The sequence below is a fragment of the Methylobacterium sp. Leaf469 genome, assembly GCF_001424745.1.
GTDB lineage: Bacteria > Pseudomonadota > Alphaproteobacteria > Rhizobiales > Beijerinckiaceae > Methylobacterium.
The window spans coordinates 328,037-352,038 of sequence record NZ_LMRE01000023.1 but is presented as its reverse complement, the minus strand read 5'-3'; the positions used below and the strand labels follow the sequence as shown (position 1 = coordinate 352,038).

Sequence of the window (24,002 nt, the reverse complement as noted above, 5' to 3'; positions counted from 1 at the left end):
GCCCGCAATCCCGAACCGACCGGAGCCGAGATCATGACCCCTGAGCAGGTGCTCGCCGAATTCCGAGACGCGAACGCCCTCCTCGACGGGCATTTCGTCCTCAGTTCCGGCCTGCATTCCGGGGTGTTCCTGCAGAAGATGGCGATCTTCTCCGATCCGGTCCGCACCGCGCGCCTGTGCAAGGCACTGGCGGCGAAGATCACCGAGCGGTTCGGCCCCGTCGACATCGTGGTCTCGCCCGCCATCGGCGGCATCGTGCCGGGCTACGAGACCGCCCGGCACCTCGGCGCCCGCGCGATCTTCGTGGAGCGCGACCCCGGCGGGCCCTTCACCCTGCGGCGCGGCTTCAGCATCCCGGCGGGGATGCGGGCCGTCATCGTCGAGGACATCGTCACCACCGGGCTCTCGGCGCGCGAGTGCCTCGCCTCCCTTGGCGGCGAGGCCGGCGAGATCGTGGGCGCGGCCTGCCTCATCGACCGCTCGGGCGGGCGCGGCGAGATCGGCCTGCCGCTGGTCACCCTCGTCACCCTCGACATCCCGGCCTATCCGGCGGATGCCCTGCCGCCCGAACTCGCCGCCCTGCCTGCGGTCAAGCCCGGCAGCCGGGTCTCACCGAAACCGTGAGAGGCATGCGGCGCCGCGCCTCCGGAACTTGCGTCGGGGCCGGCCACTTGTCCGCGTATCGGCCCCAAATCTGGGTCGTCGACATCACCCAAGCAGGCGCGCCAAGCGATCGACAATTACATCTTCTGGAAACGCATTGAAACCAGGCCGGGTAATTTCATAAAAAGCCAGTGCCATTATGCTTGAGCTTGACAAAATTCTTATTAACCTGCATTAGTGATCTAGATTGTTTCGGCGCTCGTTTTTGAAGCACGGTCGTTTGTCGAGTTCGCCGATTTGAAGTCAGGTCTTCCGAGGCCGATGCGTACAATTAAACTACCAGATCTTTTAGGTATCGGAGCGCTCAAGGCTGCTACGACCTAAATGCTTATCAGAAAATGGATCATTACATGAGCGCACAGCAGCGCAGCGCCCTCTTCATTGACGGGGCCAACCTCTATGCCGCTACCAAAGCGCTTGGGTTCGATATCGATTACCGGCGTCTGTTGAAGGAATTCCAGGCGCGCGACAATCTCATTCGGGCGTTCTACTACACCGCCATGGTCGAGGATCAGGAGTATTCTTCGATCCGCCCGCTGATCGATTGGCTCGACTACAACGGCTACCGCGTCGTGACCAAACCCGCCAAGGAGTTCACGGATTCCGCCGGGCGGCGCAAGATCAAGGGCAACATGGACATCGAGCTCGCCATCGATGCCCTCGAACTCGCCCCCCGCATCGACCACATGGTGCTGTTCTCCGGCGACGGCGATTTCCGCTCCCTCGTCGAGGCGATGCAGCGCAAGGGCGTGCGCGTGACCGTCGTCTCCACGATCCAGACCCAGCCCGCCATGGTGGCCGACGACCTGCGCCGGCAGGCCGACGAGTTCCTCGACCTCGTCCAGCTCATCCCCCGGGTCGGGCGCGATCCGGGCGAGCGCACCATGCGGTCCGCCCCGGACGCCCGCGGCCCCGCCGACACCGCGACCCGCTCGCGCGGCGAGACCCCCGAGCGCTCGGCCCGCCCGAGCCTCGGTCTCGAGACCCGCTACGGCATCCGCCAGGGCGAGGACAATCCGGAGGGTTAGTCCGCCCGCTCGGGCGACGATGCCCCCGCGTCGAGCCAGGCGATCACCTGCGCCGCGCTGCGGTCGGGCGGGAAGACCGGGTAGAACACCTGTCTCACCCGCCCGTCGTCGAGCACCAGGGTGAGGCGGCGCAGGAGGGTGAGGCCGCCGGCCGTGAAGGTCGGCAGCCGCATCGCCTGCGTGAGTGCCCCATGCGGATCGGCGAGCAGGCTGAACGGCAGGTGCAGGCGCGCCGCAACCTCGCGCTGGTAGGCGCTCGTCTGCGTCGAGAGCCCGTGCACCTGGGAAACCCCGCGCCGGATCAGCTCGGCGTGGTGATCGCGAAAGTCGCAGGCCTGAGGCGTGCAGCCGCGCGCGCCCGGAATCACGTCCCACTCGGGCACGAGGTTGGGTTGGCCGGGCTCCCCCGTGCGCGGATAGGCATAGATCACCGCACGGCCCGTCAGCCGGGCAAGGGACACCCGCGTGCCGTCGGTCGCCTCCAGGGACACGTCGGGCGCGATCGTACCTTCGAGGTGGCGCGCGGCGCCGTCATCCTCCGGCACGGGCAGGTCGGCGGGCAGGGACGCGTAGTCGGGGGTCATGACGGCGATCCGGCGGTTGGGGCGGCGTCAGGCTATCCCCGCTCCACCCCGGCGGACAAGGTTTCAAAAAATCAGCCGCGGTCGCGCATGATCCGGGCGCGGTCGCGCTCCCAATCGCGCTGCTTCGTCGCCTCGCGCTTGTCGTGGAGCTTCTTGCCGCGCCCGAGGCCGAGCTCGATCTTCGCCCGGCCGCGCTCGTTGAAGTAGATCTTCAGCGGCACCACGGTGAAGCCGTCGCGCTGCGTGGCGCCGATGAGCTTGTTGATCTGCTTGCGGTGCAGCAGCAGCCGGCGCGGGCGCTTGGTCTCGTGGTTGAAGCGGTTCGCCTCGACGTATTCCGGGATGTAGGCGTTGAACAGCATCAGGTCGGAGCCCGACGGCCCGGCATAGGCCTCGCCGATGGTCGCCTTGCCCTTGCGCAGGGATTTGACCTCGGTGCCCGTCAGCGCGAGCCCGGCCTCGATGGTGTCGGTGATCTCGTAATGATAGCGGGCGGCGCGGTTGTCGGCGACGACGCGGCGGTCGGGATCGGGTTTGGGTGCCATCACATCGTCGGTTCAGGCCGGCCGCCGGAATACGGCCGGGCCGAGGGATATGGTCTGTCGCGTGCGGTTTCGCCAGCGGTTTCAGCCGTCCAGAAGACCGGCATGGCGCAGGGCGGCATCGATCGCCGCCTTGCTCTCCTCGCTCACGGGCAGGAGCGGCAGGCGCAGATCCTCGCGCATGTGCCCGAGGCGGGACAGGGCGTACTTCGCCGGCGCCGGGTTCGGCTCGATGAACATGGCCGTGTGCAGGGGCATCAGGATGTCCTGCAGCTGGAGCGCCTTGGCGTAGTCGCCGGAAAGCGTGGCTTCCTGCAGGTCGGCACACAGGCGTGGGGCGACGTTCGACACCACCGAGATGCAGCCGCAGCCGCCCTGGGCGTTGAAGCCCAGGGCCGTCGCGTCCTCGCCGGAGAGCTGGACGAAGTCCGGCCCGATGGCTTGGCGCTGGAGGCTGACCCGGTCGAGCCTGGCCGTCGCGTCCTTCACCCCGACGATGTTTGTCAGCTCGGCGAGGCGTGCCATCGTCTCGACGCTCATGTCGACGATGGAGCGGCCGGGAATGTTGTAGAGGATGATCGGGATGCCGATGGCGTCGTTGACGGCCTTGAAGTGGGCGTAGAGCCCGGCCTGGGACGGCTTGTTGTAGTAGGGCGTCACCACCAGAACCGCATCGGCGCCGGCCTTCTCGGCATGGCGCGCGCGCTCGACCGCCTCGGCGGTGGAGTTCGAGCCGGCGCCCGCGATCACGGGCACGCGCCCGGCGGCCTCGGCGATGCAGATCTCGACCACGCGGTCGTGTTCGGCCGGAGTCACCGTCGGGGTCTCCCCCGTGGTGCCGACGGGCACGAGGCCGTGGATGCCCTGCGCGATCTGCCAGTTCACGAAGTCACGGAACGCGGCCTCGTCGAAGGCGCCGTCCCGGAACGGCGTCACGAGGGCGGTCATCGCGCCCTTCAGGCGCCGGGTGGTCGTGCTGGTCATCCTGGCGTTCCCGGCCCTTGGGGCTCGTCATGCGCCGGGGCCAGGACCGGCCCCGTATCAGGCGGGGAGACATAAGGCCTCGGCCGCACGGGCGCAAACGCTGCTTTGACGGGGTTAATGCCTTCTTAACGCCCTTTGGATGAGCTTGAAGGAGGCCCGCTCCCGCAGGGATTCGTAAGATCCATGGTGTTCCGGACGTGTTCGCATCGCGCCGCCCTGGCCCTCTTCCTGGGCGGCACCGCCCTGGCCGGGACGGCCTTCGTCGGTTCGACCCTGCCCCGCCCCCTCGGCTCCGGCGTGCTCGCGGCGGGATCGGACGCGCTGCCGGCGAGTGACGCCGCCGCCCCGTCGAGCGCCCTGACCGATACCAAGACCCTCGATCCCGTGGCGGCCGATGCCCTGAAGGTCGAGGCGCGGACCGCCGAGACCCCACCGGCCGACACCGCCCCGCCCGGGGCCCGGACGGGTCTGCCCGCCACGGTGAAGGCCTACGCCTCGGCCGACCCCGAGGCCGGCATCGCCTTCCCCTTGCCCGACGCCGCCGTCTCGCCCGCGGCTCCGGTGCCCGAGCTGCCCGATCCGGTCCGCGCCGCCCGCATCGCCCCCGACATCGACGTGCCGGCCCTGCGCCAGGCCATCGACGCCTACCGCAAGGGGCGCGTCGGGGACGGCGACCGCCTGCGCGACGGGTTCAAGGACCCGGCCGCCCGCGCGCTCCTCGAATGGGTCGCGATCCGGGCCGGCGCCGGGATCGGGTTCGAGCGCACCATCGCGTTCACCCGCGCCAACCCGGACTGGCCGGCGGGGCCGCTGCTGCGTCGGCGCGCCGAGGAGGCCCTGCTCATCGAGCGCAAGGGACCGGCCATCGTGCGTGCCTATTTCGCGGCCTCCAAGCCCGCGAGCGCGCCGGGCCGGTTCGCCCTGGCCCTGGCGTTCCGGGCCGAGAACCTCGATGCCGACGCCGCCGCCCTGGTGCGCGAGCTGTGGCGCTCGGACACCTTCGGGCGCAGCCTCGAAGCCAAGGTGATGGACGCCTTTCCGGGCGTGCTCACCCGCATCGACCACCGCTTCCGCATGGAGCGCGCCCTCCTCAAGGAGGATTACGAGACCGCCGGCCGCGCCGCCGCGCTCGCGGGCGGGAGCTATGCCAGCCTGGTGCGGGCCCGCCGCGCCGTGGAGGACAAGAGTTCGGGCGCGCCCGGTGCCCTCAACGCGGTGCCGCCGTCCCTGCGCAACGACTCGTCCTACATCCTGTCGCGGGCGCAGCACCTGCGCCGCACCGACAAGTATGCCGAGGCAGCCGCCCTGCTCTCCGTCGCGCCGACGAACCCGGACGTCCTCGTCGACGGCGACGAGTGGTGGGTGGAGCGCCGGATCGTCGCCCGCAAGCTCGTCGATCTCGGCGACGCCCGCACCGCCTACATCGTCGCCGGTCGCCACAGCGCCCGCACGGTGGAGAAGCGCATCGAGGCCGAGTTCCATGCCGGCTGGATCGCCCTGCGCTTCCTCGACGACGCGGGAACCGCCGCCCGTCATTTCGACGCCGCCGCCGCCATCGCCGAGACGCCGATCTCGCAGGCCCGCGCCGCCTACTGGCAGGGCCGCGCCGCCGAGGCCGAGGGGCGGACCGACATGGCGAAGGCCGCCTACGAGCGCGCCGCCCTTCAGCCCATCGCCTATTACGGCCAGCTCGCCCGGGCGAAGCTCGGCCGCGCCAACCTGTCGCTCCGCTCGATTCCCGAGCTCGACGCACCCGCGCAGGCGGCCTTCTCGGACCGGCTCTACGTCCGGGCCCTGCGCATGCTGGAGGCGGCCTCCCTGAAGGATCTGGCCCTGCCGCTCTACATCGACGCGGCGACGAAGCTCTCCGATCCGGCCGAACTCGATGCCCTCGGCAACATCGCGGCGGATGTCCGCAACGCCCGGGCGCTCGTGGCCATCGGCAAGATCGCCGTGCAGCGCGGTTTGCCGCTGGACGCCCACGCCTACCCGACCATCGGCATCCCGGCCTACGAGGCGTCTGCCGCCGTGCCCCTGGTCGAGAAGGCCATGGTCTTCGCCATCGCCCGGCAGGAGAGCCAGTTCGACCCCCTGGCCCAGTCGAGCGTCGGCGCGCGCGGCCTGATGCAGATGATGCCGGCCACGGCCCAGCGCACGGCCCGCCGGGTCAGCGCCGCCTTCGACCAGGACCGGCTCACCAGCGATCCGGCCTACAACGCCCGCCTCGGCCACGCCCATCTCGGCGAGCTCATGGACGATTGGCGCGGCTCCTACATCCTCGCCTTCGCCTCCTACAATGCCGGCGGCGGCAACGTGAAGAAGTGGATCGACGCCTACGGCGATCCGCGCAAGGCGGGCGTGGACCCCATCGACTGGGTCGAGCGCATCCCCTTCACGGAGACGCGCAACTACGTCCAGCGGGTGATGGAGAACCTACAGATCTACCGCACCCGCCTCGACACCAAGAGCGCGCTCCTCATCGACGGGGATCTGCAGCGCGGCGCGCGCTGAGGGACAGGTCAGGCCGCCTGTCGCCCGAGCGAGACGGCGCCCACGGCCGCACCCGCGAGGTAGGCCGCGAGGATCAGAGCACCGACCTCGACCCAGAGGCCGGCGCGGCCCGGAACGAGCCCGGCGAGGCTGAGCCCGCCCGCGACGGCCGCCGCGAGCACCAGGGCGAGGGTCCCCGCCAGGGTAGACCCCGTGCGTGGCAGGCCGGCGAAGCGGCCCACCACCGCGCCGAGGAGGAAGCCGAGCACCAGGGCCGGGCCGATCAGCGTCAGCAGGGGGATCACGCGAGACTCCTCATGGACGCAGGGCCAGGCCGATGCCCTCGGCGGGCGGGCGGCTTTGCGCGGCGGGATCGGCGGCGACCCGGTCCGGCGGGAGGCCGGCCTGGAGCAGATACTCGACGAGGGCGAGGGCGCGCTGCCGCGGCAGGTCCGGCTCGGGCTCGGACGGGATGTCCGCTTTGGCGGGCGGCTTCTCGGGAGGCGTCTTGGTGGCGGCCTTGGCGCTCGCGCCGGTGGCGGGCTTCGCCTTGGTGTCGGCCTTCGCGGGCGCCTTGGCGTCCTTCGGGGGCTCGACGGAGGCCGTGCTGTCCACGGCGGTCTCGACGGCCGGCTTCGGGGCCGGCGGGGCGCCCGCCGGGTCCGTGTGGCCGGTGACCGCGATGCGGCCCGTGGGGCAGGCCTTGGCCCAGGCCGCCACCGAATCGAGGAGGGGATAGAACGCCGCCGTCAGGATGGCGCTGCCGGGCACGAACGTCAGGGCCCGGCCCGGATCGAGGTCGGTGAACCGCGTCGCACAGGCCTTCGCGTCGGGGGCGGTACCCACGCCCGGCACCGCGATGGCCGCACTGCCCTGCCACCCGGCGGGCAGCGCGCGGGGCAGATCCGATTCGATGCGGCGCGCGCTCTCGGCGTAGAGGCTGTCGCCCGTGAGCGTGAGGGCGCGGTCGGCGATGCGGATCTCGCCGCGCGCCAGCACCGCCAGGGTGGCGATGCCCTGATCGAGGGCGCCCGTCAGGCCCTCGGGGGCGCCGTCGGCGAGGCGGCTCCGGTCGACGATCCGCTCGCGGAAGAACTTTGGACGCAGGGCCGCGAGGATGCGCTCGCGGGTTGCCGCGTCCGGCAGGTGGCCGCCCAGGGTCACGCTGTCGGCCTCGCGCCGGAGCTGGACGCGGTAGGGCTTGAGCGGCCGGGTCTCCAGGCGCACCGGCCCGGCCGCGACGCCGGAAGGGCGCCCGTCGCGCAGCAGGGCCGCGATCTCGTCCACCGCCTGCCCGTCGAGGGCGACGCCCGTGACCGACACCGCGCCGCGCGCGAAGGCGACGCCGCCCTCCTGCAGCAAGGCGACGAGGCGCAGGGCGAAGGCGGCGAGGCCGGCGGGATCGATGGCGGGATCGAGGCCGCGTGCCGTGCGGGTCTCGTCGAGGATGCCGGCGCCCTCGGCGATCTCCGTGGCGCGGGCCCGCAGGCTGGGGCGGGCGGCCTCGGAGACCACGTGGCCCGTGAGGGTGATGGCGCCGCCCGGCGCGCGGGCGAGGCCGAAGGCGAAGTCCGGAACGTTGGCCGGCAGGATCTCGATGGTGCCGAGGGTAAACCCCGTGGGCGGCGTCGCGAGGGACGCGCGCAGGCGCGCCTCGTCCTCCGTCGAGATCGCCTCCCCCCGAACCGACAGGCGCGTGTCGGACAGTTCGACCCGGGCGCCGGGCTGCAGGGCCTTGAGTGCCGAGATCGCTTCCGCGGCGGCCTGCGCGAACTCGGCCGGCGCGCCGTAGGCCGCACGGGCGTCGTCGTCGAGGCGCGTGCCCGGCGCGAGGGACGGGGTCAGACGGTCGGCCAGGGCAAGGGGGCCGATCTCGGCCGGGCGGTTGCCCGTGAGCGCGATGCGGTCCGGCCCCGTGCGCGTGGCCGTCCACACGAAGGGAGCGGCGGTCTCGACGAGCCCGAGACTGCCCTCGATCCGGCGCAGGCCCGGCAGGGCGGCGAGGCGGGCCAGGGTGGTGTCGCGGGACACCGCGTCGGGCGCTTCGCCGAACACCACGAGGTCGCGGCCCCGCGCCGTGGCACGCAGCCACGGCTCGGTGCCCGCCTGCGCCGTCTCGCGCACGATCGCGGCGGCCTCCGCGTCGAGGCGCGCCTCCAGGGGCGGCGTCACCAGGGGCACGGCGACGCCGAGGATCACGGCGACGCCGGGCAGGCCGACGAGCCAGCCCGTGCGACGGATCAGGGCGGAAAGAGAGGCGGACACGTTCGATCCCGGTGGAAGGCGGCGTTTCGCGAAGCGGCGCTTGGCGAAGCGGCGCTTGGCGAAGCCAACCCAATCACACGGTTTTCACGGCATCATGAAGGCCGTCACGCGTCGCGCAGCATCTCCAGTTCGAGCCAGCGGTCCTCGGCCTGGCCGAGCTGGGTCTCGGCCTCGCTCAGCAGACCCGAGGCCTTGGCGAAGCGCGCCGGATCGCGGGCGTAGAGATGCGGGTCGGCCAGCACCGCCCTCAGCTTGCCGATGTCGGATTCGAGCTTCTTAATCCGCTCCGGCAGGGTCTTCAGCTCGTGCTGGTCCTTGAAGTTGAGCTTGCCCTTGGGGGGGGCGGCCTCCGCCTTGGCGGCCTCCTGCGCCTTGCCGCGCTCGCGCTGCTCGGCCCGGCCCGCCCGCGTGGTCGAGGCGACGGTGCGGGCCTGCACGCCCTCGCCGCGCTGGGCGATCATGTCGGTGTAGCCGCCCGCATACTCGATCCAGGCGCCCTCGCCCTCGCTGACGAGGACGCTGCCCACGACCCGGTCGAGGAAGTCGCGGTCGTGGCTGACCAGGATCAGGGTGCCGGAATAGTCGGTGAGCATCTCCTGCAGGAGGTCGAGGGTCTCGAGATCGAGGTCGTTGGTCGGCTCGTCGAGGACCAGCAGGTTGGCGGGCTGTGCGAGTGCCCGGGCGATGAGGAGGCGGTTGCGCTCGCCGCCCGACAGTACACTCACGGGGGTGCGGGCCTGCTCGGGTGCGAACAGGAAGTCCTTCATGTAGCCGATGACGTGGCGGCTGACCCCGCCGACGGTGACCGAATCGCCGCTGCCGCCGGTGAGCACCTCGGTCACGGTCATCGACGGTTCCAGGACCGCGCGGGTCTGGTCGAGGAGCATCATCTTGAGGTTGGTACCGAGCGCGATGGTACCGGAATCCGGCGGTTGCTGGCCGGTGAGCAGGTTGATCAGCGTGGTCTTGCCGGCGCCGTTGGGGCCGACGATGCCGAGGCGGTCGCCGCGCATCACCCGGATCGACAGGTCGGCGACGATGGTGCGCTCCCCGTAGGCTTTCGCCGCGCCCTTGGCCTCCACCACGAGGGCGCCCGACGGGTCGGCCTCCGTCGAGCTCATGGTGGCGGTGCCGACGGGGCGGCGGTCCTCGCGCCGGTCCTTGCGGAGCTGATGGAGGTTGCCGAGGCGCCGGACGTTGCGCTTGCGCCGGGCCGTGACGCCGTAGCGCAGCCAATGCTCTTCGTCGGCGATCTTGCGCTCGAGCTTGTGCCGGTCGCGCTCCTCCTCCTCGAAGAACGCGTCGCGCCACGCCTCGAAGGTGGTGAATCCCTGCTCGATCCGCCGGGTGGTGCCGCGATCGAGCCAGACCGTGGTCTTCGACAGGGCCGAGAGGAAGCGCCGGTCGTGGCTGATGAGGATGAGCGCGCCGCGCACGCTCTTCAGTTCGGCTTCCAGCCACTCGATGGCCGGCAGGTCGAGGTGGTTGGTCGGCTCGTCGAGGAGCAGAATGTCGGGCTCGGGCGCCAGGGCCTGGGCGAGGGCCACGCGCCGGCCCTCGCCGCCGGACAGGCGCGACGGGTCCTCCTCCCCGGTCATGCCGAGGCTCTCCAGCAGATAGCGGGCGCGGTAGGCCTCGTCGCCGTGGGTGAGCCCGGCTTCTACGAAGTCGAGGGTGGTGGTGAACCCTGAGAAGTCCGGCTCCTGGGCCAGATACCGGATGGTGGTGCCGGGCTGGACGAAGCGTAACCCCTTGTCGGGCTCCACCAATCCGGCGGCGATCTTCATCAGGGTCGACTTGCCCGAGCCGTTGCGGCCGACGAGGCAGGTACGCTCGCCCGGCGAGATCGCGAGCTCGGCCCGTTCGATGAGGGGCGTGCCGCCGAAGGTGAGGGCGACGTCTTGGAGGGTGAGAAGCGGGGGAGCGGCCATGGCCGGGCTTATGGCAGTGCCGGCGCCCGTGAACAAATGGTTCGGGGCGCCGGACGCGGAAACCCTACATGACCGGGTTGGCGGGACCCGTGGGCGCAGGGCCGACATCGGGGCCGACGCCCGGATCGTTCACGGGAATCTCGTCCGGCGTCACGTCGGGCGCTTCCGTCGGCGTATGGCCGGGAAACTCGGGCGCGGGCAGATCGGGCCCGGGCGGCGGCGTCTGCGGAGCCTCGTAGGGCGTCTCGGGAACGGGAGCACCGGGATTCGACATGGCAGGCCTCGCGAAAAGGTCGGGCGTGAGGAACGGGCGCCCGGCGTGCCGGTTCCGCCTCGTTTCCGGTCCCGCCTACTTCTTCGTCAGGAGGAGGTTGCCCTCCTGGCCGAGCTTCTTCTGGATGCGTTCGGCGAACAGGGCGAGCAGCAGCGGCAGGCGCACTTCGACCCGAACGGTCTGGGGGCCGACATCCACCTGCCCGTCGACCTTCTGGCCCATGGCCGCCATGGCGAAGTCGAGGCGGTCGTCGGTCCAGGCCAACTTGTCGACGGCGACGCCGGTCTTGTCGAGCAGCCCCTGGACCTGACCCATCCCGTCGGCGATGCGCCGGCGGGCTTCGGCCAGGCCGAGCTCATGCGGGATTTCGACGATCAGGGGCTTGGCCATGGGGGTCCTGCGCGGTTGGCTCCGACCCCCGACATGGGGACGGCCGCCGGCGAGACAACGCCGGCGGCCGCGGAAGGTGACGTTTTCGAGGGAGGCGACGCGATGCGGGCCTCGGTTTTCACGAGGCGCGCTGCGATGCGCGCCTCAGTGAACCACGCTCAGCGCCACATGGGTCACGCCGCCCATGCCGATGGCGCGGGCCGGTCCCTTGGCGAGGTCGATGATCCGGCCGCGCACGAACGGCCCCCGGTCGTTGATCCGCACCACCACGGAGCGGCCGTTGCGCTTGTTCTGCACCAGCACCCGTGTGCCGAAGGGCAGGCTGCGATGGGCGGCCGTCATGCCGTTCGGGTTGAAGCGCTCGCCGTTGGCCGTCTGGCGACCGCTTCCGTACCAGGACGCGCCACCGCTCTGGGCGGCGGCCGGCAGGCTGGCGAAGGTCATGACGGTGCCGATGAGGGTGGCGGCCACACGAACGGAATTGATGTTCATTCGGTCTTGCTCGGTTGTTTCGGATGGCCGGCAAAATGAATTCGAACGGGGCCAAAATGAGACCGGGTGAAATGAGGCATTTGCGGTCACATATGAGGCTAGATCCGAGGCATCATCTGTAGTTGTACAACAATGTAGTGTGGATCGATGTGTGAAAGCCGAAAAGACGTTTCATTCCAAGTGAATGCTGCCGTGGGCCGATCCGGCCGCGGGCTCTGCCTGCCCCCGCACCGAGCAGCAAAAAACTGCCCTGCGCGCGACGAAACCCAGCCATGCGCCGCCCTCCCGGGGCCGAAGGAGAAAGATTATTTTCAAGATCGCGGCTTGGGGGCCGGTTGCCTGACGTCCAAGGGTTCAGCAGACCCCGCCCTACCCGTGTTCCGGATCGGTGAAAATGTTGGCGACATCTCGGGTTATGCCCTCCGACACCCAGGGCAACACTGATGCAGGACCGATCGGTGCTCGCAATTAGCCTGCGGGACGGTCCGGCAACGCACCCGGCAAAAACTGCAGCCCCAAATCGAGACGCATTCGCCTCAACCCGGCAACCCGCCCTTTACGTTAACGGCCGCATGGTCCGCCTTGTCAGTCGCGTAACCGGTGTTTGCCATGGCTCCCCTGCGTACCGCGGTTGCCGATACCGTCGCCCGGAAAAGTGTCTCGCGTACCGGGCGACTCGTGTCGGCGCCGCGGATGGGTCTCGTACCCCCCGTTCAGCGCCTTCCCCTCGATGAGATTCTCGTTGGGGATTGTATCGGCGCCATGAACGCCCTGCCGGCGGGCAGCGTCGACTGCGTGTTCGCCGATCCACCCTACAACCTCCAGCTCGGCGAAGGCTCGCTCCTGCGGCCCGATCAGAGCCGCGTCGACGCCGTCGACGACGCCTGGGACCAGTTCTCGAGCTTTGCCGCCTACGACGCCTTCACCCGCGCCTGGCTCACCGCCGCCCGCCGGGTGATGAAGCCGAACGCGACCCTGTGGGTCATCGGCTCCTACCACAACATTTTTCGCGTCGGCGGCGCGCTCCAGGACCTCGGGTTCTGGATCCTCAACGACATCGTCTGGCGCAAGGCCAACCCGATGCCGAACTTCCGCGGCAAGCGCTTCACCAACGCCCACGAGACCCTGATCTGGGCGTCGCGCTCGGCCGAATCGAAGGGCTACACCTTCCATTACGAGGCGCTGAAGGGCGGCAACGACGACGTTCAGATGCGTTCGGACTGGTTCATCCCCCTCTGCACCGGCGACGAGCGCCTGAAGGGCGCCGACGGCCTGAAGGTCCACCCGACCCAGAAGCCGGAGGCCCTGCTCGCCCGCACCATCCTGTCGGCCACGAATCCGGGTGACGTGATCCTCGACCCGTTCTTCGGCACCGGCACCACCGGCGCCGTGGCCAAGCGCCTCGGCCGCCGCTTCATCGGCATCGAGCGCGAGACCGTCTATGCCGACGCGGCCCGCGCCCGCATCGACGCCGTCGAGCCCCTGTCGCAGGCCGCCCTCATGGTGGCGCCGACGAAGCGCGCCGAGCCCCGCGTCGCCTTCCTCAGCGTTCTCGAGGCCGGTCACATTCGTGCCGGCGAGACCCTCACGGACGCGCGCGGGCGGCATTCGGCCATCGTGCGCCCCGACGGCACCGTGATGGCCGGCCCGGCCTCGGGCTCGATCCACAAGATCGGCGCCCTCGTGCAAGGCCTGCCGGCCTGCAACGGCTGGGATTTCTGGCACGCCACCCGCGACGGCAAGCCCGTGGTGATCGACGTGTTCCGGGCCCGGATGCGGGCGGCCATGGGTTCGGCCGCCTGAGTTTCTGATGCAGCCCGCCTTCCGCGGAATGCCCTCTCCCGCAGAGTAGGGAAGGGTCGCGCCCTACTGCCCGCGCGTCCTCGGCCGGCCGCGTTTTCGCGGCGGGGCAGGCGGCGCCTCCTCCGGCTCCCCGAAAAACCCCTCCCCGTCCTCGACGGGCGGTGCCACCACAGCACGCGGCGCCGGCTTCGGCACCGGGCGAAAACTCGGCGGTGGCGGCGGAGCCTCCTCTTCCGGCTCGGCGAAGAGCGGCGTGTCGGCGACCGCCCGCAGGGCCTTCGGGCGCCCGCGCTTCACCGGCTCGGGCTTCGGATCGAAGGCGTGGGCCAGCACCTTCTTCATCACGCCGGGCAGCGGTTCGTCGTCGAGATCCCGCCGCGGCGTGAAGCGCATGCCGGCGGGGGCCTGGGTGCTCAAGGCGACGCGGGCGAGGAAGACCGTCAGCTCGAGGGGGAAATGCGTGAAGCCGTGGCGCACGAGGCCCGGCAGACGCTTCCAGCGGGCGTCGAACGGCGCGTCGAGGAGGGCCTGGGCCGGATCGTAATCCGGCTCCCACGGGCTCATGGGCGGCTCGGCCATGGCGCCGAGCAGGCCCTCCGGCGGGCGGGTGCGCAGGAGGATCGCCTCATCGCCGGCCCGGACCGCCACGAAGGCCGCGCCCTTGCGCAGGGTCCCCTTCACCGCCTTCAGCTTTCGCGGAAACGTCTCCTGCGTGCCGGCGGCCCGGGCGCGGCACGGCGCCATCCACGGACACAGGGCGCAGGCCGGGCGCTTGGGTGTGCAGATCGTGGCGCCGAGATCCATCACCGCCTGCGCGAAATCGCCCGGCCGGTCGTGCGGCACCAGGGCTTGTGTCACGGCGCGAACCTCCGTGCGGGCGGCCGGCATCATCGTCTCGATGGCGTAGAGGCGGGTCATCACCCGTTCGACGTTGCCGTCGACGGCGGCCTCCGGGCGGTCGAAGGCGATGGCCGCGATGGCGCCGGCCGTGTAGGCGCCGACGCCGGGAAGCTTTCTCAGGCCCGCGAGGGTGTCGGGAAACGCGCCGGCCTCTGCCACAGCCTTGGCGCAGGCGTGGAGGTTGCGCGCCCGGGAATAGTAGCCGAGCCCGGCCCAGGCCGACATCACCGCCTCCTCGGGGGCGGCCGCCAGGGCATCCACGCTGGGGAAGCGTTCCAGGAACTTGTGGAAGTAGGGTTTCACCGCCGCGATGGTGGTCTGCTGCAGCATCACCTCGGAAAGCCAGATCCGGTACGGGTCCGGCGCCTGCCCCGGCAGGGCGCGCCAGGGCAGGACGCGGCGGTGCCGGTCGTACCAGGTCAGCAGATCGTCCGCCCGGGGGCTTGGTAGATTGGCCGCCAGGGGGCTTGGTAGATCGCCCGCCAGGGGGCTTGGCAGAGATGCGTCGGTCACGGGGCTCGGCACTGGCATGGGGCACCCGTCCTTACCCCGGCCGCTCGACGCCTCCAACCGGGCCTTCGGCGGCACGCAACGCCGTGCTAACCATTCGGGCGCGATACGGTGTGGATCGGCGGCGGGAAACGGAAGCGGTTGCGCATGGCGCGGGTCAAGCCACTCGCCGAACTCCTCGATGCCTGCATCGGCCCGGCCTTCGCCGCGCAGGGCTTCGCCTCCACGGACATCCTCGCCGCCTGGCCCGAGATCGTCGGCGAGCGCTTGGCGCGCTACTGCCAGCCCTCCAAGCTCGAATGGCCGCGCCGGCGCCGGCGCGAGGAGGAGGGTCGCCCCGATCCCGGCACCCTGGTGGTGCGGGTGGAGGGCGTGTTCGCCCTCGAACTCCAGCACCTCGCCCCGATCGTGATCCAGCGGGTCAACGCCCATTACGGCTGGGCCTGCGTCGCCAAGATCGTCATGCGCCAGGGCCGGGTCGACCGTATCGGCCGAAAGGTGCCACCGCCCGTCGTCGACCCCGTCCGCCGCGGCGAAGTGGCACTCGCGGTCCGCACCATCGACGACGACGCCCTGCGCGATGCCCTCGACCGCCTCGGCATGGCGGTGGTCGCGACGGCCCCGAAAGCCGTGCCCCGGCGCTGAGTCGGGCGCCCGCGCGCCTTGTCAGGACGGCCGGCAGATTCTACCGCAGGCGGGAGACGATGCGTTTGTCCGCAAGCGGAGCCTGTCACGACCATGATCACCCGGCGCGACGCCCTCAAAGCCACCGGCCTCGCCATCGGCGCGGCGGCCCTCCTGCCCCGGTTCACCCTGGATGCGTTCGCGCAAGGCGGGGCGAATCTCTCGACCCTGATGGAGCCCGGGCCCTTGGGCGACGTCTGGCTCGGCCCGAAGGACGCGAAGGTGACGATCATCGAGTACGCCTCGATGACCTGTTCCCATTGCGCCGCCTTCCACCGGACGACGTACCCGGTCCTCAAGGAGCGCTACATCGACACCGGCAAGGTGCGCTTCACCCTGCGGGAATTCCCCCTCGATCCGCTCGCCACCGCGGCCTTCATGCTGGCGCGCTGCGACGGCGACGCGAAGTACTACCCCATCACCGACCTGCTGTTCGACCAGCAGCAGGGCTGGGCCTACGTGCAGAAGCCGCAATCGCCCGTGGACGCCCTGGAGCAGATGCTGCGCCAGGCCGGTTTCTCGAAGGACAAGTTCGAGGCCTGCCTCAAGGACCAGAAGCTCTACGGGGCCATCAACACGGTCAAGCAGCGTGGCATGGACACCTTCAAGGTGGATTCCACCCCGACCTTCTTCATCAACGGCGAGCGTTACACCGGCGAGATGTCCATCGAGGGCATGGAGAAGGTGATCAAGCCGATTCTCGGCGCCTGACGCATCGCTTTTGCGATGCACGGGCAAAACAGCGAATTCCCGAATGGGCGCAATATGTTAAGTCGTGTCGAGGTCGCCTTGACACCCAAGGTGGGCGAAACTATGTTGCCGCCCGCTTGAAGGAGGCGTCCCGGCCGGTTCTCTCCGCTCTCGCCAATGTGAGTTTTCGCGTATGAGCGGCAACGACGCTGGGGATGGGCGCGGAGCCGAACGGGAGCAAGCGCGGGACGAGGACCTCTCCCAGAGGCTCAAACGTCTCGAGACGCAGATCGAGCGGAAGCGGCCCAGCGCCCCTCCCGGTCCTTCGTCGCGTTCCGGTTCTTCGACCGGGCCCTCTCCTCTCGGCCAGGCGATGCGACTCTCCACGGAGTTCATCGCCGGCGTCCTGGCGGGGGGCATACTCGGCTGGATGTGCGATCATTTCCTGGGGACGAAACCCTGGGGCCTGATCGTCTTGCTGATGCTGGGCTTCCTGACCGGCGTCTATAACGTCATGCGTGTCTCGGGATCGCTCTCGAAGGCGCCGACGAAGGAACGGGATCGCTAGGCGATTTCGTGAGAACGCCGCTCGCGCGGCGATTGGTGGTGGCGGGCCTCCGGCCCGTTCGGTTTCGAAAAGGACGGGAGCGGCAATGGCCGTAAAGATGGATCCGATCCACCAGTTCGAGCTCAAGCCGCTCGTCTCGTTCGGACATATCGGTAACCAGGAGATCGCGTTCACGCAGTCGGCCCTGTACATGTTCGCCGCCGTGGGGATCATCGCGCTGATCACCATCGTGGCCACCGCGCAGCGCTCGGTGGTGCCGGGTCGCATGCAGTCCATGGCCGAGGTGTTCTACGAGTTCATCGGCTCGACCCTGCGCCAGTCCGCCGGCCACGGCTCCGAGCGGTTCATGCCGCTGATCTTCTCGCTGTTCATGTTCGTGCTCGTGCTGAACATGCTCGGCATGATCCCCTACGCCTTCGCGGTGACCAGCCACATCATCGTCACCTTCGCGCTGGCCTTCCTCGTGATCGGCACCGTGATCGTCTACGGCTTCATGGCCCATGGCACGAAGTTCCTGAAGGTGTTCGTGCCCTCCGGCGTGCCCGGCTGGCTCCTGCCGATGATCGTCGCCATCGAGATCGTGTCGTTCATCTCGCGCCCCATCAGCCTTGCGGTGCGTCTGTTCGCCAACGTGCTCGCCGGCCACATCGCCCTGAAGATCTTCGCGGGCTTCGTTCCGGCGCTCCTCGCCGCCGGCGCCTGGGGGGCGATCTCGCCCCTCCCTCTGGCCCTCAGCGTCGCGGTCACGGCCCTCGAGTTCCTCGTGGCCGGCCTGCAGGCCTACGTCTTCGCCACGCTCGCTTCGATCTATCTCAGCGACGCGCTGCATCCCGGCCACTAAGGCCGGTGGATTCCGGCCCTCGCGGCCGGGCACCCCTTCCGTCCCCGGGTCCGCCCTCGCGGCCCGGATTCTCTCCACGCAACGACGACACGGACCCCAGGAGCAATTTGATGGATCCCTTAGCTGCCAAGTACATCGGTGCCGGCCTCGCCTGTCTCGGCATGGCGGGCGCCGCCATCGGCCTCGGCAACCTCTTCGGCCAGTTCTACGCCGGTGCCCTGCGCAACCCGTCGGCCGCTGACGGCCAGCGCGGCAACCTGCTCCTCGGCTTCGCCCTCACGGAAGCGCTCGGCATCTTCTCGCTGCTCGTCGCGCTGCTTCTCCTGTTCGCCGTCTAAGTCCAGCGAACCGATACCGGGCCGGACGCGGCATCCCCGAGGGGATGCGGCGTCTCCAAAGGGATGCAAGGCGCGTCCGGCCCCAGTCTCTGATTTGACCGCAAGTCCCCCGATTTGACCGAAGGACGTCATGGCTCAGCCGGCTCATCCGACCGCAACGCATGAAGGCTTCGCCGCGACGCCGGCCTCCGAGCACGGCGGCGGCTTTCCGCCCTTCGAGAGCCACACCTTCGCGTCCCAGCTCATCTGGCTCGCCCTCGCCTTCGGGCTGCTCTACTACCTCATGGACAAGATCGCCCTGCCGCGCATCCAGTCCATCCTGAACGACCGCGCCAATCGCCTGTCGTCGGACCTCGACGAGGCCCAACGCCTCAAGGCCGAGGCCGACGCCGCCGGAGCCGCCTACGAGAAGTCCTTGAGCGATGCCCAGGCCAAAGCCCAGGCCATCGCACTCGAGACCCGCACGGCCCTGACGCGGGACGCCGAGACCAAGCGCAAGGCGCTCGAAACCGAACTCAACGCCAAGATCGCGGCCTCCGAGGCCACCATCCGCGGCCGCACCGCCGAGGCCATGGGCAATGTCCGCGGCATCGCCGGCGAGACGGCATCCGCCATCGTCGAGCGCCTGACCGGCCGGAGCCCGGACGAGGCGGCCATCGCCAAGGCCCTCGATAGCGTCGCCCTCCCGCACTGAGCGGGCACGCCACCCTACACCTTACCGGCCGGCGGTCCCTCCGGGGGCCGACGGCTCCGCCCAGGACCGATCCTCCGGCCCGGGCGCCATCGAGTTGGGACGACGAGCATGTTGTTGGAAGCCGAATTCTGGGTCGCAGTCGCCTTCGTGCTGTTCATGGCCGTCGTCTGGAAGGTCGGCGGCTTCAACCAGATCACCAACGGTCTCGACGGCCGGGCCAAGCGCGTCCGCTCCGAGCTCGACGAGGCCCGCCGCCTACGTGAAGAAGCCGCCGGTATCCTCGCCGACTACAAGAAGCGCCGGTCCTCCGCCGAGGCCGAGGCCGAGGCCATCGTCTCCGGTGCCCGCGCCGAGGCCCAGCGCATCGCCGACGAGGGCCATGCCCGCCTGAACGAATTCATCGCCCGCCGCACCAAGTCGGCCGAAACCAAGATCGCCCAGGCCGAGGTCCAGGCCACCGCCCAGGTCCGCGCCGCCGCGGCCGACGCCGCCGTGAAGGTCTCGGAGGTTATCCTGCGCGAGCGCATGCAGGGCGACGCGGCCCAGGATCTGGTTCGCCAGAGCCTCGGCGAGGTCCGTACCCGCCTCCGGGCCTGAACGCTCCATCGACCTGACGGGAGAGCCGCCGCGAGGCGGCTTTTTTCGTTTCCCGGGTCGTTCGCGGGTCGGGGCTCGGCCGGGATCGGACGATCGCGACAGGCTCCCTCTCCTGGAAGAGGGGGTTGGGGTGAGGTGTGTGACCGATTCGGATGAGCTACACACCTCACCCTGTCCCTCTCCTTTCAGGAGAGAGAGCCCGCGCCGGTCGGCCCCGCCGCCGGGCCGACTCATCTGTCCCGTAGCCCGGCCCCTCGCGCGCAAGCGCCCTCCAAGCGGAGACTCGATGCCGCCGATCATCTCGATTGCCAACCTGTCCAAGGTCTACGGTACGGGGCACAACGCCCTGAAGAACATCTCCCTCGACATCCGCAAGGGCGAGATCTTCGCCCTGCTCGGCCCCAACGGCGCCGGCAAGACCACGCTGATCAGCATCGTCTGCGGCATCGTCACGGCGAGCGCGGGCAGCATCCGCGTCGACGGACATTGCATCGCGACGGACTACAAGGCGGCGCGTCGAGCCATCGGCCTCGTGCCGCAGGAGCTCACCACCGACGCCTTCGAGACCGTGTGGGCCACCACTGGTTTCAGCCGCGGCCTGTTCGGTCTGCCCCCCGACCCGGCCCATATCGAGCGGGTGCTTCGCGACCTCTCCCTGTGGGACAAGAAGGACAGCCGGATCATGACCCTGTCGGGGGGCATGAAGCGGCGCGTGCTCATCGCCAAGGCGCTCGCCCACGAGCCCCGCATCCTGTTCCTCGACGAGCCCACGGCCGGCGTCGACGTGGCCCTACGCCAGGACATGTGGCGCCTCGTGCGCAAGCTGCGCGACCAGGGCGTCACCATCATCCTCACCACCCACTACATCGACGAGGCCGAGGAGATGGCCGACCGGGTCGGCGTGATCCGCAACGGCGAGATCATCCTCGTCGAGGAGAAGGCCGAGCTCATGCGCAAGCTCGGCAAAAAGCAGCTCACCCTCCACCTCGAGGCCCCGCTCGCGGCGTTGCCCCCCGCCCTCTCGGGACACGACCTCGAACTGGCGGAGAACGGGCGCGACCTTGTCTACACCTACAGCACCAAGGGCGACGCGGCCCTGACGGGGTTGCTCGCCGACCTCGCCCGCGCCGGCATCGGTTTTCGCGACCTCGATACCAGCCAATCCTCCCTGGAGGACATCTTCGTCGACCTCGTGAAGGAACGGCCATGAACTGGTACGCGGTCCGCGCGCTCTACCGCTTCGAGATGGCCCGCTTCTGGCGGACCGCCCTGCAGAGCATCGTCGCCCCCGTCATCGCCACGTCCCTGTATTTCGTGGTGTTCGGCGCGGCCATCGGCTCCCGCATGGCCTCCGTCGACGGGGTCGCCTACGGCGCCTTCATCGTGCCGGGCCTGATGATGCTCTCGCTCCTGACGCAGAGCATCGCCAACGCCTCGTTCGGCATCTACTTCCCGCGCTTCGCCGGCACGATCTACGAGATCCTGTCGGCACCGGTCTCGCCCCTGGAGATCGTGCTCGGCTACGTCGGCGCGGCGGCGTCGAAATCGATCCTCATCGCGCTCATCATCCTAGCCACCGCGACGCTGTTCGTGCCGATCCGCATCGAGCATCCGTTCGTGATGGTGGGCTTCCTGCTGCTCACGGCGGTGACCTTCAGCCTGTTCGGCTTCCTCATCGGCCTGTGGGCGGACGGGTTCGAGCGGCTGCAACTCGTGCCGCTCCTCATCGTCACGCCGCTGACGTTCTTGGGCGGCAGCTTCTATTCCATCGACATGCTGCCGCCGGTGTGGCGGACCCTGAGTCTGGCCAATCCGGTGGTCTATCTCATCAGCGGGTTCCGCTGGGCGTTCTTCGGCAATTCCGATGTGGGCATCGGCGTGAGCTTCGCCATGGCCCTCGTCTTCCTCGCCCTGTGCCTCGCCGGCGTCACCTGGATCTTCCGCACGGGGTATCGCCTGAAGAGCTGAGCGGCCGTCGCCGTCGGGATGGAGAAACGAGGCATGTCTACGCGCGTCTACACGGTCGACGAGGCCGATATCCGCCGGGCCTTTCCGCCCAGCCTTGAGCCTCCCGGCCTGCTGATGGAGTTCGGGCAATGGCTCGCGGGCCGGCCCTGGGGCAGCGTCGGCTGCTTCGATCTTGCCGGAAGCTGGGCCGATGATGCGCCCATCGTGGACGGCACACCCCTGCGCCGGGAATTCGCCCTGTTCCTGCATCTGCCGGACGGATCGGAGGCGGGGTTCTGGCTCCCGCCCGGACACGATCCGAACGCGCCGAGCATCGTCGGCCTGGGCTCCGAAGGCGAGGCTGGCGTCATTGCCCCGAGCCGCGAAGCCTTCCTCGCGCGTCTCGCGGTCGGGGCCTTCGACGATGGCGGCACATGGAGCGATTTCGCGCCGTCCGAACTCGTCGTGGAGGACGGCCTCGATGACTTGGCGGAGTGGTTGCGTGGACGGCTGGGTCGATCCGACCTCGAGGCCGTCGCGGTGTCGGGCGACAGCAGCGTGTTCGCGACCCGGATGGCGCGTCGGAGCGAGGAGCGCGAAGCCTATTGGGGCCGGCATCCGGCGCTGGCCGATCTGGCCCATCTCCTGAATGCTCATCGTCCCAAAGGCCGCAACCCCTGGGATTCGACCCGTTTCGAGGTCTCCCTCGTCGGCGACCTGTTTCAAGCGCGTGTCTTCGAACGTGGACCGCAGCCGATTCCCGAAGCAGCCCTCATGGAGCCCATACTCCGGGCTTTGCGCGACGCACAGGCGCTGTCCGAGCCGGGATGCGGCCTGTGGTTCACCATGCACTTCGACATGCACGCGGACGGGACCATCCTGCCGCGGTTCGATTATCAGACCCGCCCGGTCATCGACGGGGCGCCGGCGCCCGTGGATCAGGGGCGTGCCGACCTTGCTCGTGCCCCCCGGCCCGAGCGCTGGGTTCCTGCGTGGCTTTCGGACCCGGACGCCGCGTAGACGTCCGGTCTCAGGCCCGTCCGTCGAGGAACGCGAGGACGCCCTCGCGATGCTGCCGGTCGCCCACCGCCGTGCTGTGGTCGCGATTGGGCAGTTCCAGGGACTGGGCGTTGGGCATCAGGGCGACGAGGGCCGGGCCGGGCCCCGAGACCGTGTCGAGGGTGCCGACGGTGACCAGGGTCGGCGCCCGGATCTCGGCGACCTCGGCCCGCGACAGGGTCTGGCGCGAGCCGCGCATGCAGGCGGCCAGCGCCCTGAGATCGCTCTTCGTCTGTTCGGCGAAGGTGCGGAAGGCCGCGGCGGTGGGGTTGGGAGCGGGAGTGCCGGGCTCTGCCTCCAGGGCCTCGGCGATCCCGCTCGGCAGACCGCGTCCCTCCACGAGATGCAGGCCGAGGCCGCCGAGGAGGAGGGAGCGCACGCGGGGTGCGTCGTCCAGCGCCAGGTAGGCCGCGATGCGCGCGCCCATGGAATAGCCCATGACGTCGGCCCGATCGATGCCGAGATGGTCGAGGAGGCGGGCCGCGTCCCGGGCCATGAGGTCGGACCCGTAGGCCTCCGGATCGTAGAGCTTCTGGCTCTCGCCGTGACCACGATTGTCGAGGGCGATCACCCGGCGCCCAGCCTGCGACAGGGCCTTCACCCAGAGGGTGTTGACCCAGTTGACGCGGTGGTTCGAGGCGAAACCATGGATCAGCAGGATCGGGTCGCCGGCCCCGTCGCGCGCGGGCGTGTCGAGGTAGGCGATGCTGACGCCGTCGGAGAGGAAGGTCTGCATGGGAGGCTCGGGGTGATGGGAGGCTCGGGGTACGGCAGCGGGCGGGGCCGATGCCGTTGTGGTCCGCGCCGGCGATGGAGGGAAGCCCCCCGGATGGCGCCGGCGCTTGCCCCCGCCGGATCGGGCTGGCATCACCCCTGGCGATGAAGGACACGCAGCCCTACGGCACCTACGCCCCCACCGGCCTCGTCGCGCGCATCGCCCGACGCACGGGCCGGCTCTCCTACGGGAGCTGGGGCGCCCGCCGCCTCGCCCTGTTCCTGCGCCGGATCGGCATCGGCCTGCTGCGCGGAAAGCCCCTCGACGTCGAGCGCTACGGTGCCCGGATGCGGCTCTACCCGTACAACAACAATTGCGAGAAGAAGGTGCTCTTCACGCCGCAATTCTTCGATCCCGAGGAGCGTGCGCTTCTCAAAGCGCGCCTGGAACCCGGCTGCACCTTCCTCGACATCGGCGCGAACATCGGCGCGTACGCCCTGTTCGTGGCGGCCTTCGCCGGGCCGCGGGCCCGCATCCTCGCCGTCGAGCCGCAGCCCGACGTGTTCGACCGGCTGACCTACAACATCGGCCAGAACCCGTTCGGCACCGTCAAGGCCGTGGCCTGCGCGGTGGCCGACAAGGCGGGTGCCCTCACCCTGTTCGTCGATCCGCGCAACCGGGGCGAGTCGAGCCTGAAGATCGTCGGCACCAACGAGGGGGCGCAGATCCGCGTGCCGGCCGTCACCCTCCTCGACCTCGCGCAGGGCGAAGGCATCACCCGCATCGACGCGATCAAACTCGACGTCGAGGGCGCCGAGGATCTCATCCTCGAGCCGTTCTTCCGCACTGCCCCGGTCTCGCTCCATCCGCAGCTGCTCCTCGTGGAGAACGGCACCGACCAGTGGCAGATCGACCTGCCCGCCCTGCTGCAGGCCAACGGCTACCGCCTCCTGGCCCGGACCCGGCTGAACCTGATCTTCGAGCGGAGTGCCTGACACTGTTTTCCGGATGAT

General features: G+C 69.8%; 26 protein-coding genes. 15 read left to right on the top strand and 11 right to left on the bottom strand.

The window, feature by feature from the left end; translation table 11 throughout:
- Positions 1-33 precede the first annotated feature (33 nt).
- Together pyrE and ASG60_RS12870 are read left to right on the top strand one after the other, a co-directional pair.
- Positions 34-624 (top strand): orotate phosphoribosyltransferase, encoded by a 591-nt coding sequence (gene pyrE / locus ASG60_RS12875; protein WP_056303258.1) that lies wholly within the window; start codon positions 34-36, stop codon positions 622-624.
- Positions 625-1,013: 389 nt separating this feature from the next.
- Positions 1,014-1,691 carry an NYN domain-containing protein gene (locus ASG60_RS12870; RefSeq protein WP_056362220.1) on the top strand — a complete coding sequence of 226 codons (678 nt, stop codon included), beginning with the start codon at positions 1,014-1,016 and terminating at the stop codon, positions 1,689-1,691.
- Here the strand turns inward: ASG60_RS12870 and ASG60_RS12865 are convergent.
- The 3 genes from ASG60_RS12865 to dapA all read right to left on the bottom strand — a co-directional run bounded on the left by ASG60_RS12865 (position 1,688) and on the right by dapA (position 3,801).
- Positions 1,688-2,275: a peroxiredoxin gene (locus tag ASG60_RS12865; RefSeq protein ID WP_056261925.1), complete on the bottom strand. Its 588-nt coding sequence runs from the start codon at positions 2,273-2,275 to the stop codon at positions 1,688-1,690. The two genes, ASG60_RS12870 and ASG60_RS12865, sit on opposite strands and share 4 nt — an antisense overlap.
- 71 nt (positions 2,276-2,346) lie before the next feature.
- The gene (gene smpB / locus ASG60_RS12860; protein WP_056092401.1) at positions 2,347-2,820 is read right to left on the bottom strand and encodes an SsrA-binding protein SmpB; all 474 of its coding nucleotides are present in this window, start codon (positions 2,818-2,820) and stop codon (positions 2,347-2,349) included.
- An 81-nt stretch (positions 2,821-2,901) separates the two neighbouring features.
- Positions 2,902-3,801 (bottom strand): 4-hydroxy-tetrahydrodipicolinate synthase, encoded by a 900-nt coding sequence (dapA, locus tag ASG60_RS12855; RefSeq protein WP_056385886.1) that lies wholly within the window; start codon positions 3,799-3,801, stop codon positions 2,902-2,904.
- A 183-nt stretch (positions 3,802-3,984) separates the two neighbouring features.
- Between dapA and ASG60_RS12850 the strand changes: the two genes are divergently transcribed.
- Entirely contained in the window at positions 3,985-6,312 is a 2,328-nt protein-coding gene (locus ASG60_RS12850; protein ID WP_056385883.1) for a lytic transglycosylase domain-containing protein, read from the top strand.
- Positions 6,313-6,320: 8 nt separating this feature from the next.
- Here ASG60_RS12850 and ASG60_RS12845 read toward each other — a convergent pair whose 3' ends face one another.
- The 6 genes from ASG60_RS12845 to ASG60_RS12820 all read right to left on the bottom strand — a co-directional run bounded on the left by ASG60_RS12845 (position 6,321) and on the right by ASG60_RS12820 (position 11,643).
- The gene (locus ASG60_RS12845; RefSeq protein ID WP_056303267.1) at positions 6,321-6,596 is read right to left on the bottom strand and encodes a hypothetical protein; all 276 of its coding nucleotides are present in this window, start codon (positions 6,594-6,596) and stop codon (positions 6,321-6,323) included.
- Between the two features lie 10 nt (positions 6,597-6,606).
- Positions 6,607-8,556: a hypothetical protein gene (locus ASG60_RS12840; protein WP_156398890.1), complete on the bottom strand. Its 1,950-nt coding sequence runs from the start codon at positions 8,554-8,556 to the stop codon at positions 6,607-6,609.
- Between the two features lie 104 nt (positions 8,557-8,660).
- Positions 8,661-10,487 carry an ATP-binding cassette domain-containing protein gene (locus ASG60_RS12835; RefSeq protein ID WP_056262219.1) on the bottom strand — a complete coding sequence of 609 codons (1,827 nt, stop codon included), beginning with the start codon at positions 10,485-10,487 and terminating at the stop codon, positions 8,661-8,663.
- A gap of 64 nt (positions 10,488-10,551) precedes the next feature.
- A complete protein-coding gene (locus tag ASG60_RS12830) occupies positions 10,552-10,761 on the bottom strand; it encodes a hypothetical protein (protein WP_056173895.1) in 210 nt (69 codons plus the stop codon).
- Positions 10,762-10,836: 75 nt separating this feature from the next.
- Entirely contained in the window at positions 10,837-11,151 is a 315-nt protein-coding gene (locus ASG60_RS12825; protein ID WP_056092422.1) for a polyhydroxyalkanoic acid system family protein, read from the bottom strand.
- Between the two features lie 144 nt (positions 11,152-11,295).
- The gene (locus tag ASG60_RS12820) at positions 11,296-11,643 is read right to left on the bottom strand and encodes a septal ring lytic transglycosylase RlpA family protein (protein ID WP_056173892.1); all 348 of its coding nucleotides are present in this window, start codon (positions 11,641-11,643) and stop codon (positions 11,296-11,298) included.
- A gap of 609 nt (positions 11,644-12,252) precedes the next feature.
- Here ASG60_RS12820 and ASG60_RS12815 point away from each other — a divergent pair.
- Positions 12,253-13,446, top strand: a complete 1,194-nt coding sequence (locus ASG60_RS12815; protein ID WP_274533799.1) for a site-specific DNA-methyltransferase — start codon at positions 12,253-12,255, stop codon at positions 13,444-13,446.
- 63 nt (positions 13,447-13,509) lie between these two features.
- On the opposite strand, the gene mutY is transcribed toward ASG60_RS12815, so the two are convergent.
- Positions 13,510-14,832 carry an A/G-specific adenine glycosylase gene (gene mutY, locus ASG60_RS12810; RefSeq protein ID WP_244476661.1) on the bottom strand — a complete coding sequence of 441 codons (1,323 nt, stop codon included), beginning with the start codon at positions 14,830-14,832 and terminating at the stop codon, positions 13,510-13,512.
- A gap of 171 nt (positions 14,833-15,003) precedes the next feature.
- On the opposite strand from mutY, the gene ASG60_RS12805 reads away from it, so the two are divergent.
- The 10 genes from ASG60_RS12805 to ASG60_RS12760 all read left to right on the top strand — a co-directional run bounded on the left by ASG60_RS12805 (position 15,004) and on the right by ASG60_RS12760 (position 22,235).
- On the top strand, positions 15,004-15,501 hold the full coding sequence (locus tag ASG60_RS12805; protein WP_056173886.1) for a DUF721 domain-containing protein: 498 nt from the start codon (positions 15,004-15,006) through the stop codon (positions 15,499-15,501).
- A gap of 93 nt (positions 15,502-15,594) precedes the next feature.
- Positions 15,595-16,251 (top strand): thioredoxin domain-containing protein, encoded by a 657-nt coding sequence (locus tag ASG60_RS12800; protein ID WP_056261939.1) that lies wholly within the window; start codon positions 15,595-15,597, stop codon positions 16,249-16,251.
- Positions 16,252-16,423: 172 nt separating this feature from the next.
- Positions 16,424-16,798, top strand: a complete 375-nt coding sequence (locus ASG60_RS12795) for an AtpZ/AtpI family protein (RefSeq protein WP_056173881.1) — start codon at positions 16,424-16,426, stop codon at positions 16,796-16,798.
- A gap of 85 nt (positions 16,799-16,883) precedes the next feature.
- The gene (locus ASG60_RS12790; RefSeq protein ID WP_056173877.1) at positions 16,884-17,639 is read left to right on the top strand and encodes a F0F1 ATP synthase subunit A; all 756 of its coding nucleotides are present in this window, start codon (positions 16,884-16,886) and stop codon (positions 17,637-17,639) included.
- 110 nt (positions 17,640-17,749) lie between these two features.
- Positions 17,750-17,977: a F0F1 ATP synthase subunit C gene (locus tag ASG60_RS12785; protein ID WP_018044493.1), complete on the top strand. Its 228-nt coding sequence runs from the start codon at positions 17,750-17,752 to the stop codon at positions 17,975-17,977.
- Between the two features lie 130 nt (positions 17,978-18,107).
- Positions 18,108-18,671 carry an ATP synthase subunit B gene (locus ASG60_RS12780; RefSeq protein WP_056173874.1) on the top strand — a complete coding sequence of 188 codons (564 nt, stop codon included), beginning with the start codon at positions 18,108-18,110 and terminating at the stop codon, positions 18,669-18,671.
- 111 nt (positions 18,672-18,782) lie between these two features.
- A complete protein-coding gene (locus tag ASG60_RS12775; RefSeq protein WP_200918883.1) occupies positions 18,783-19,268 on the top strand; it encodes an ATP F0F1 synthase subunit B in 486 nt (161 codons plus the stop codon).
- Between the two features lie 286 nt (positions 19,269-19,554).
- Positions 19,555-20,478 (top strand): ABC transporter ATP-binding protein, encoded by a 924-nt coding sequence (locus ASG60_RS12770; RefSeq protein ID WP_056385881.1) that lies wholly within the window; start codon positions 19,555-19,557, stop codon positions 20,476-20,478.
- The gene (locus ASG60_RS12765) at positions 20,475-21,236 is read left to right on the top strand and encodes an ABC transporter permease (RefSeq protein ID WP_056303279.1); all 762 of its coding nucleotides are present in this window, start codon (positions 20,475-20,477) and stop codon (positions 21,234-21,236) included. The genes ASG60_RS12770 and ASG60_RS12765 overlap by 4 nt, the downstream gene beginning before the upstream one ends.
- A 33-nt stretch (positions 21,237-21,269) precedes the next feature.
- A complete protein-coding gene (locus tag ASG60_RS12760; RefSeq protein ID WP_056385879.1) occupies positions 21,270-22,235 on the top strand; it encodes a hypothetical protein in 966 nt (321 codons plus the stop codon).
- Between the two features lie 10 nt (positions 22,236-22,245).
- On the opposite strand, the gene ASG60_RS12755 is transcribed toward ASG60_RS12760, so the two are convergent.
- A complete protein-coding gene (locus ASG60_RS12755; RefSeq protein ID WP_056385877.1) occupies positions 22,246-23,010 on the bottom strand; it encodes an alpha/beta hydrolase in 765 nt (254 codons plus the stop codon).
- A gap of 143 nt (positions 23,011-23,153) precedes the next feature.
- On the opposite strand from ASG60_RS12755, the gene ASG60_RS12750 reads away from it, so the two are divergent.
- Complete coding sequence (locus ASG60_RS12750; protein ID WP_056173858.1) at positions 23,154-23,984, top strand: FkbM family methyltransferase; 831 nt, start codon at positions 23,154-23,156, stop codon at positions 23,982-23,984.
- The last annotated feature ends 18 nt before the right edge of the window (positions 23,985-24,002 follow it).

What these genes read in the sequence shown, in the direction of transcription:
- pyrE (WP_056303258.1), top strand. Translation starts at nt 34, where the DNA reads ATGACCCCTGAGCAGGTGCTCGCCGAATTCCGAGACGCGAACGCCCTC.
- ASG60_RS12870 (WP_056362220.1), top strand. Translation starts at nt 1,014, where the DNA reads ATGAGCGCACAGCAGCGCAGCGCCCTCTTCATTGACGGGGCCAACCTC.
- ASG60_RS12865 (WP_056261925.1), bottom strand. Translation starts at nt 2,275, where the DNA reads ATGACCCCCGACTACGCGTCCCTGCCCGCCGACCTGCCCGTGCCGGAG.
- smpB (WP_056092401.1), bottom strand. Translation starts at nt 2,820, where the DNA reads ATGGCACCCAAACCCGATCCCGACCGCCGCGTCGTCGCCGACAACCGC.
- dapA (WP_056385886.1), bottom strand. Translation starts at nt 3,801, where the DNA reads ATGACCAGCACGACCACCCGGCGCCTGAAGGGCGCGATGACCGCCCTC.
- ASG60_RS12850 (WP_056385883.1), top strand. Translation starts at nt 3,985, where the DNA reads ATGGTGTTCCGGACGTGTTCGCATCGCGCCGCCCTGGCCCTCTTCCTG.
- ASG60_RS12835 (WP_056262219.1), bottom strand. Translation starts at nt 10,487, where the DNA reads ATGGCCGCTCCCCCGCTTCTCACCCTCCAAGACGTCGCCCTCACCTTC.
- ASG60_RS12830 (WP_056173895.1), bottom strand. Translation starts at nt 10,761, where the DNA reads ATGTCGAATCCCGGTGCTCCCGTTCCCGAGACGCCCTACGAGGCTCCG.
- ASG60_RS12825 (WP_056092422.1), bottom strand. Translation starts at nt 11,151, where the DNA reads ATGGCCAAGCCCCTGATCGTCGAAATCCCGCATGAGCTCGGCCTGGCC.
- ASG60_RS12820 (WP_056173892.1), bottom strand. Translation starts at nt 11,643, where the DNA reads ATGAACATCAATTCCGTTCGTGTGGCCGCCACCCTCATCGGCACCGTC.
- ASG60_RS12815 (WP_274533799.1), top strand. Translation starts at nt 12,253, where the DNA reads ATGGCTCCCCTGCGTACCGCGGTTGCCGATACCGTCGCCCGGAAAAGT.
- ASG60_RS12805 (WP_056173886.1), top strand. Translation starts at nt 15,004, where the DNA reads ATGGCGCGGGTCAAGCCACTCGCCGAACTCCTCGATGCCTGCATCGGC.
- ASG60_RS12800 (WP_056261939.1), top strand. Translation starts at nt 15,595, where the DNA reads ATGATCACCCGGCGCGACGCCCTCAAAGCCACCGGCCTCGCCATCGGC.
- ASG60_RS12795 (WP_056173881.1), top strand. Translation starts at nt 16,424, where the DNA reads ATGAGCGGCAACGACGCTGGGGATGGGCGCGGAGCCGAACGGGAGCAA.
- ASG60_RS12790 (WP_056173877.1), top strand. Translation starts at nt 16,884, where the DNA reads ATGGCCGTAAAGATGGATCCGATCCACCAGTTCGAGCTCAAGCCGCTC.
- ASG60_RS12785 (WP_018044493.1), top strand. Translation starts at nt 17,750, where the DNA reads ATGGATCCCTTAGCTGCCAAGTACATCGGTGCCGGCCTCGCCTGTCTC.
- ASG60_RS12780 (WP_056173874.1), top strand. Translation starts at nt 18,108, where the DNA reads ATGGCTCAGCCGGCTCATCCGACCGCAACGCATGAAGGCTTCGCCGCG.
- ASG60_RS12770 (WP_056385881.1), top strand. Translation starts at nt 19,555, where the DNA reads ATGCCGCCGATCATCTCGATTGCCAACCTGTCCAAGGTCTACGGTACG.
- ASG60_RS12765 (WP_056303279.1), top strand. Translation starts at nt 20,475, where the DNA reads ATGAACTGGTACGCGGTCCGCGCGCTCTACCGCTTCGAGATGGCCCGC.
- ASG60_RS12760 (WP_056385879.1), top strand. Translation starts at nt 21,270, where the DNA reads ATGTCTACGCGCGTCTACACGGTCGACGAGGCCGATATCCGCCGGGCC.
- ASG60_RS12755 (WP_056385877.1), bottom strand. Translation starts at nt 23,010, where the DNA reads ATGCAGACCTTCCTCTCCGACGGCGTCAGCATCGCCTACCTCGACACG.
- ASG60_RS12750 (WP_056173858.1), top strand. Translation starts at nt 23,154, where the DNA reads ATGAAGGACACGCAGCCCTACGGCACCTACGCCCCCACCGGCCTCGTC.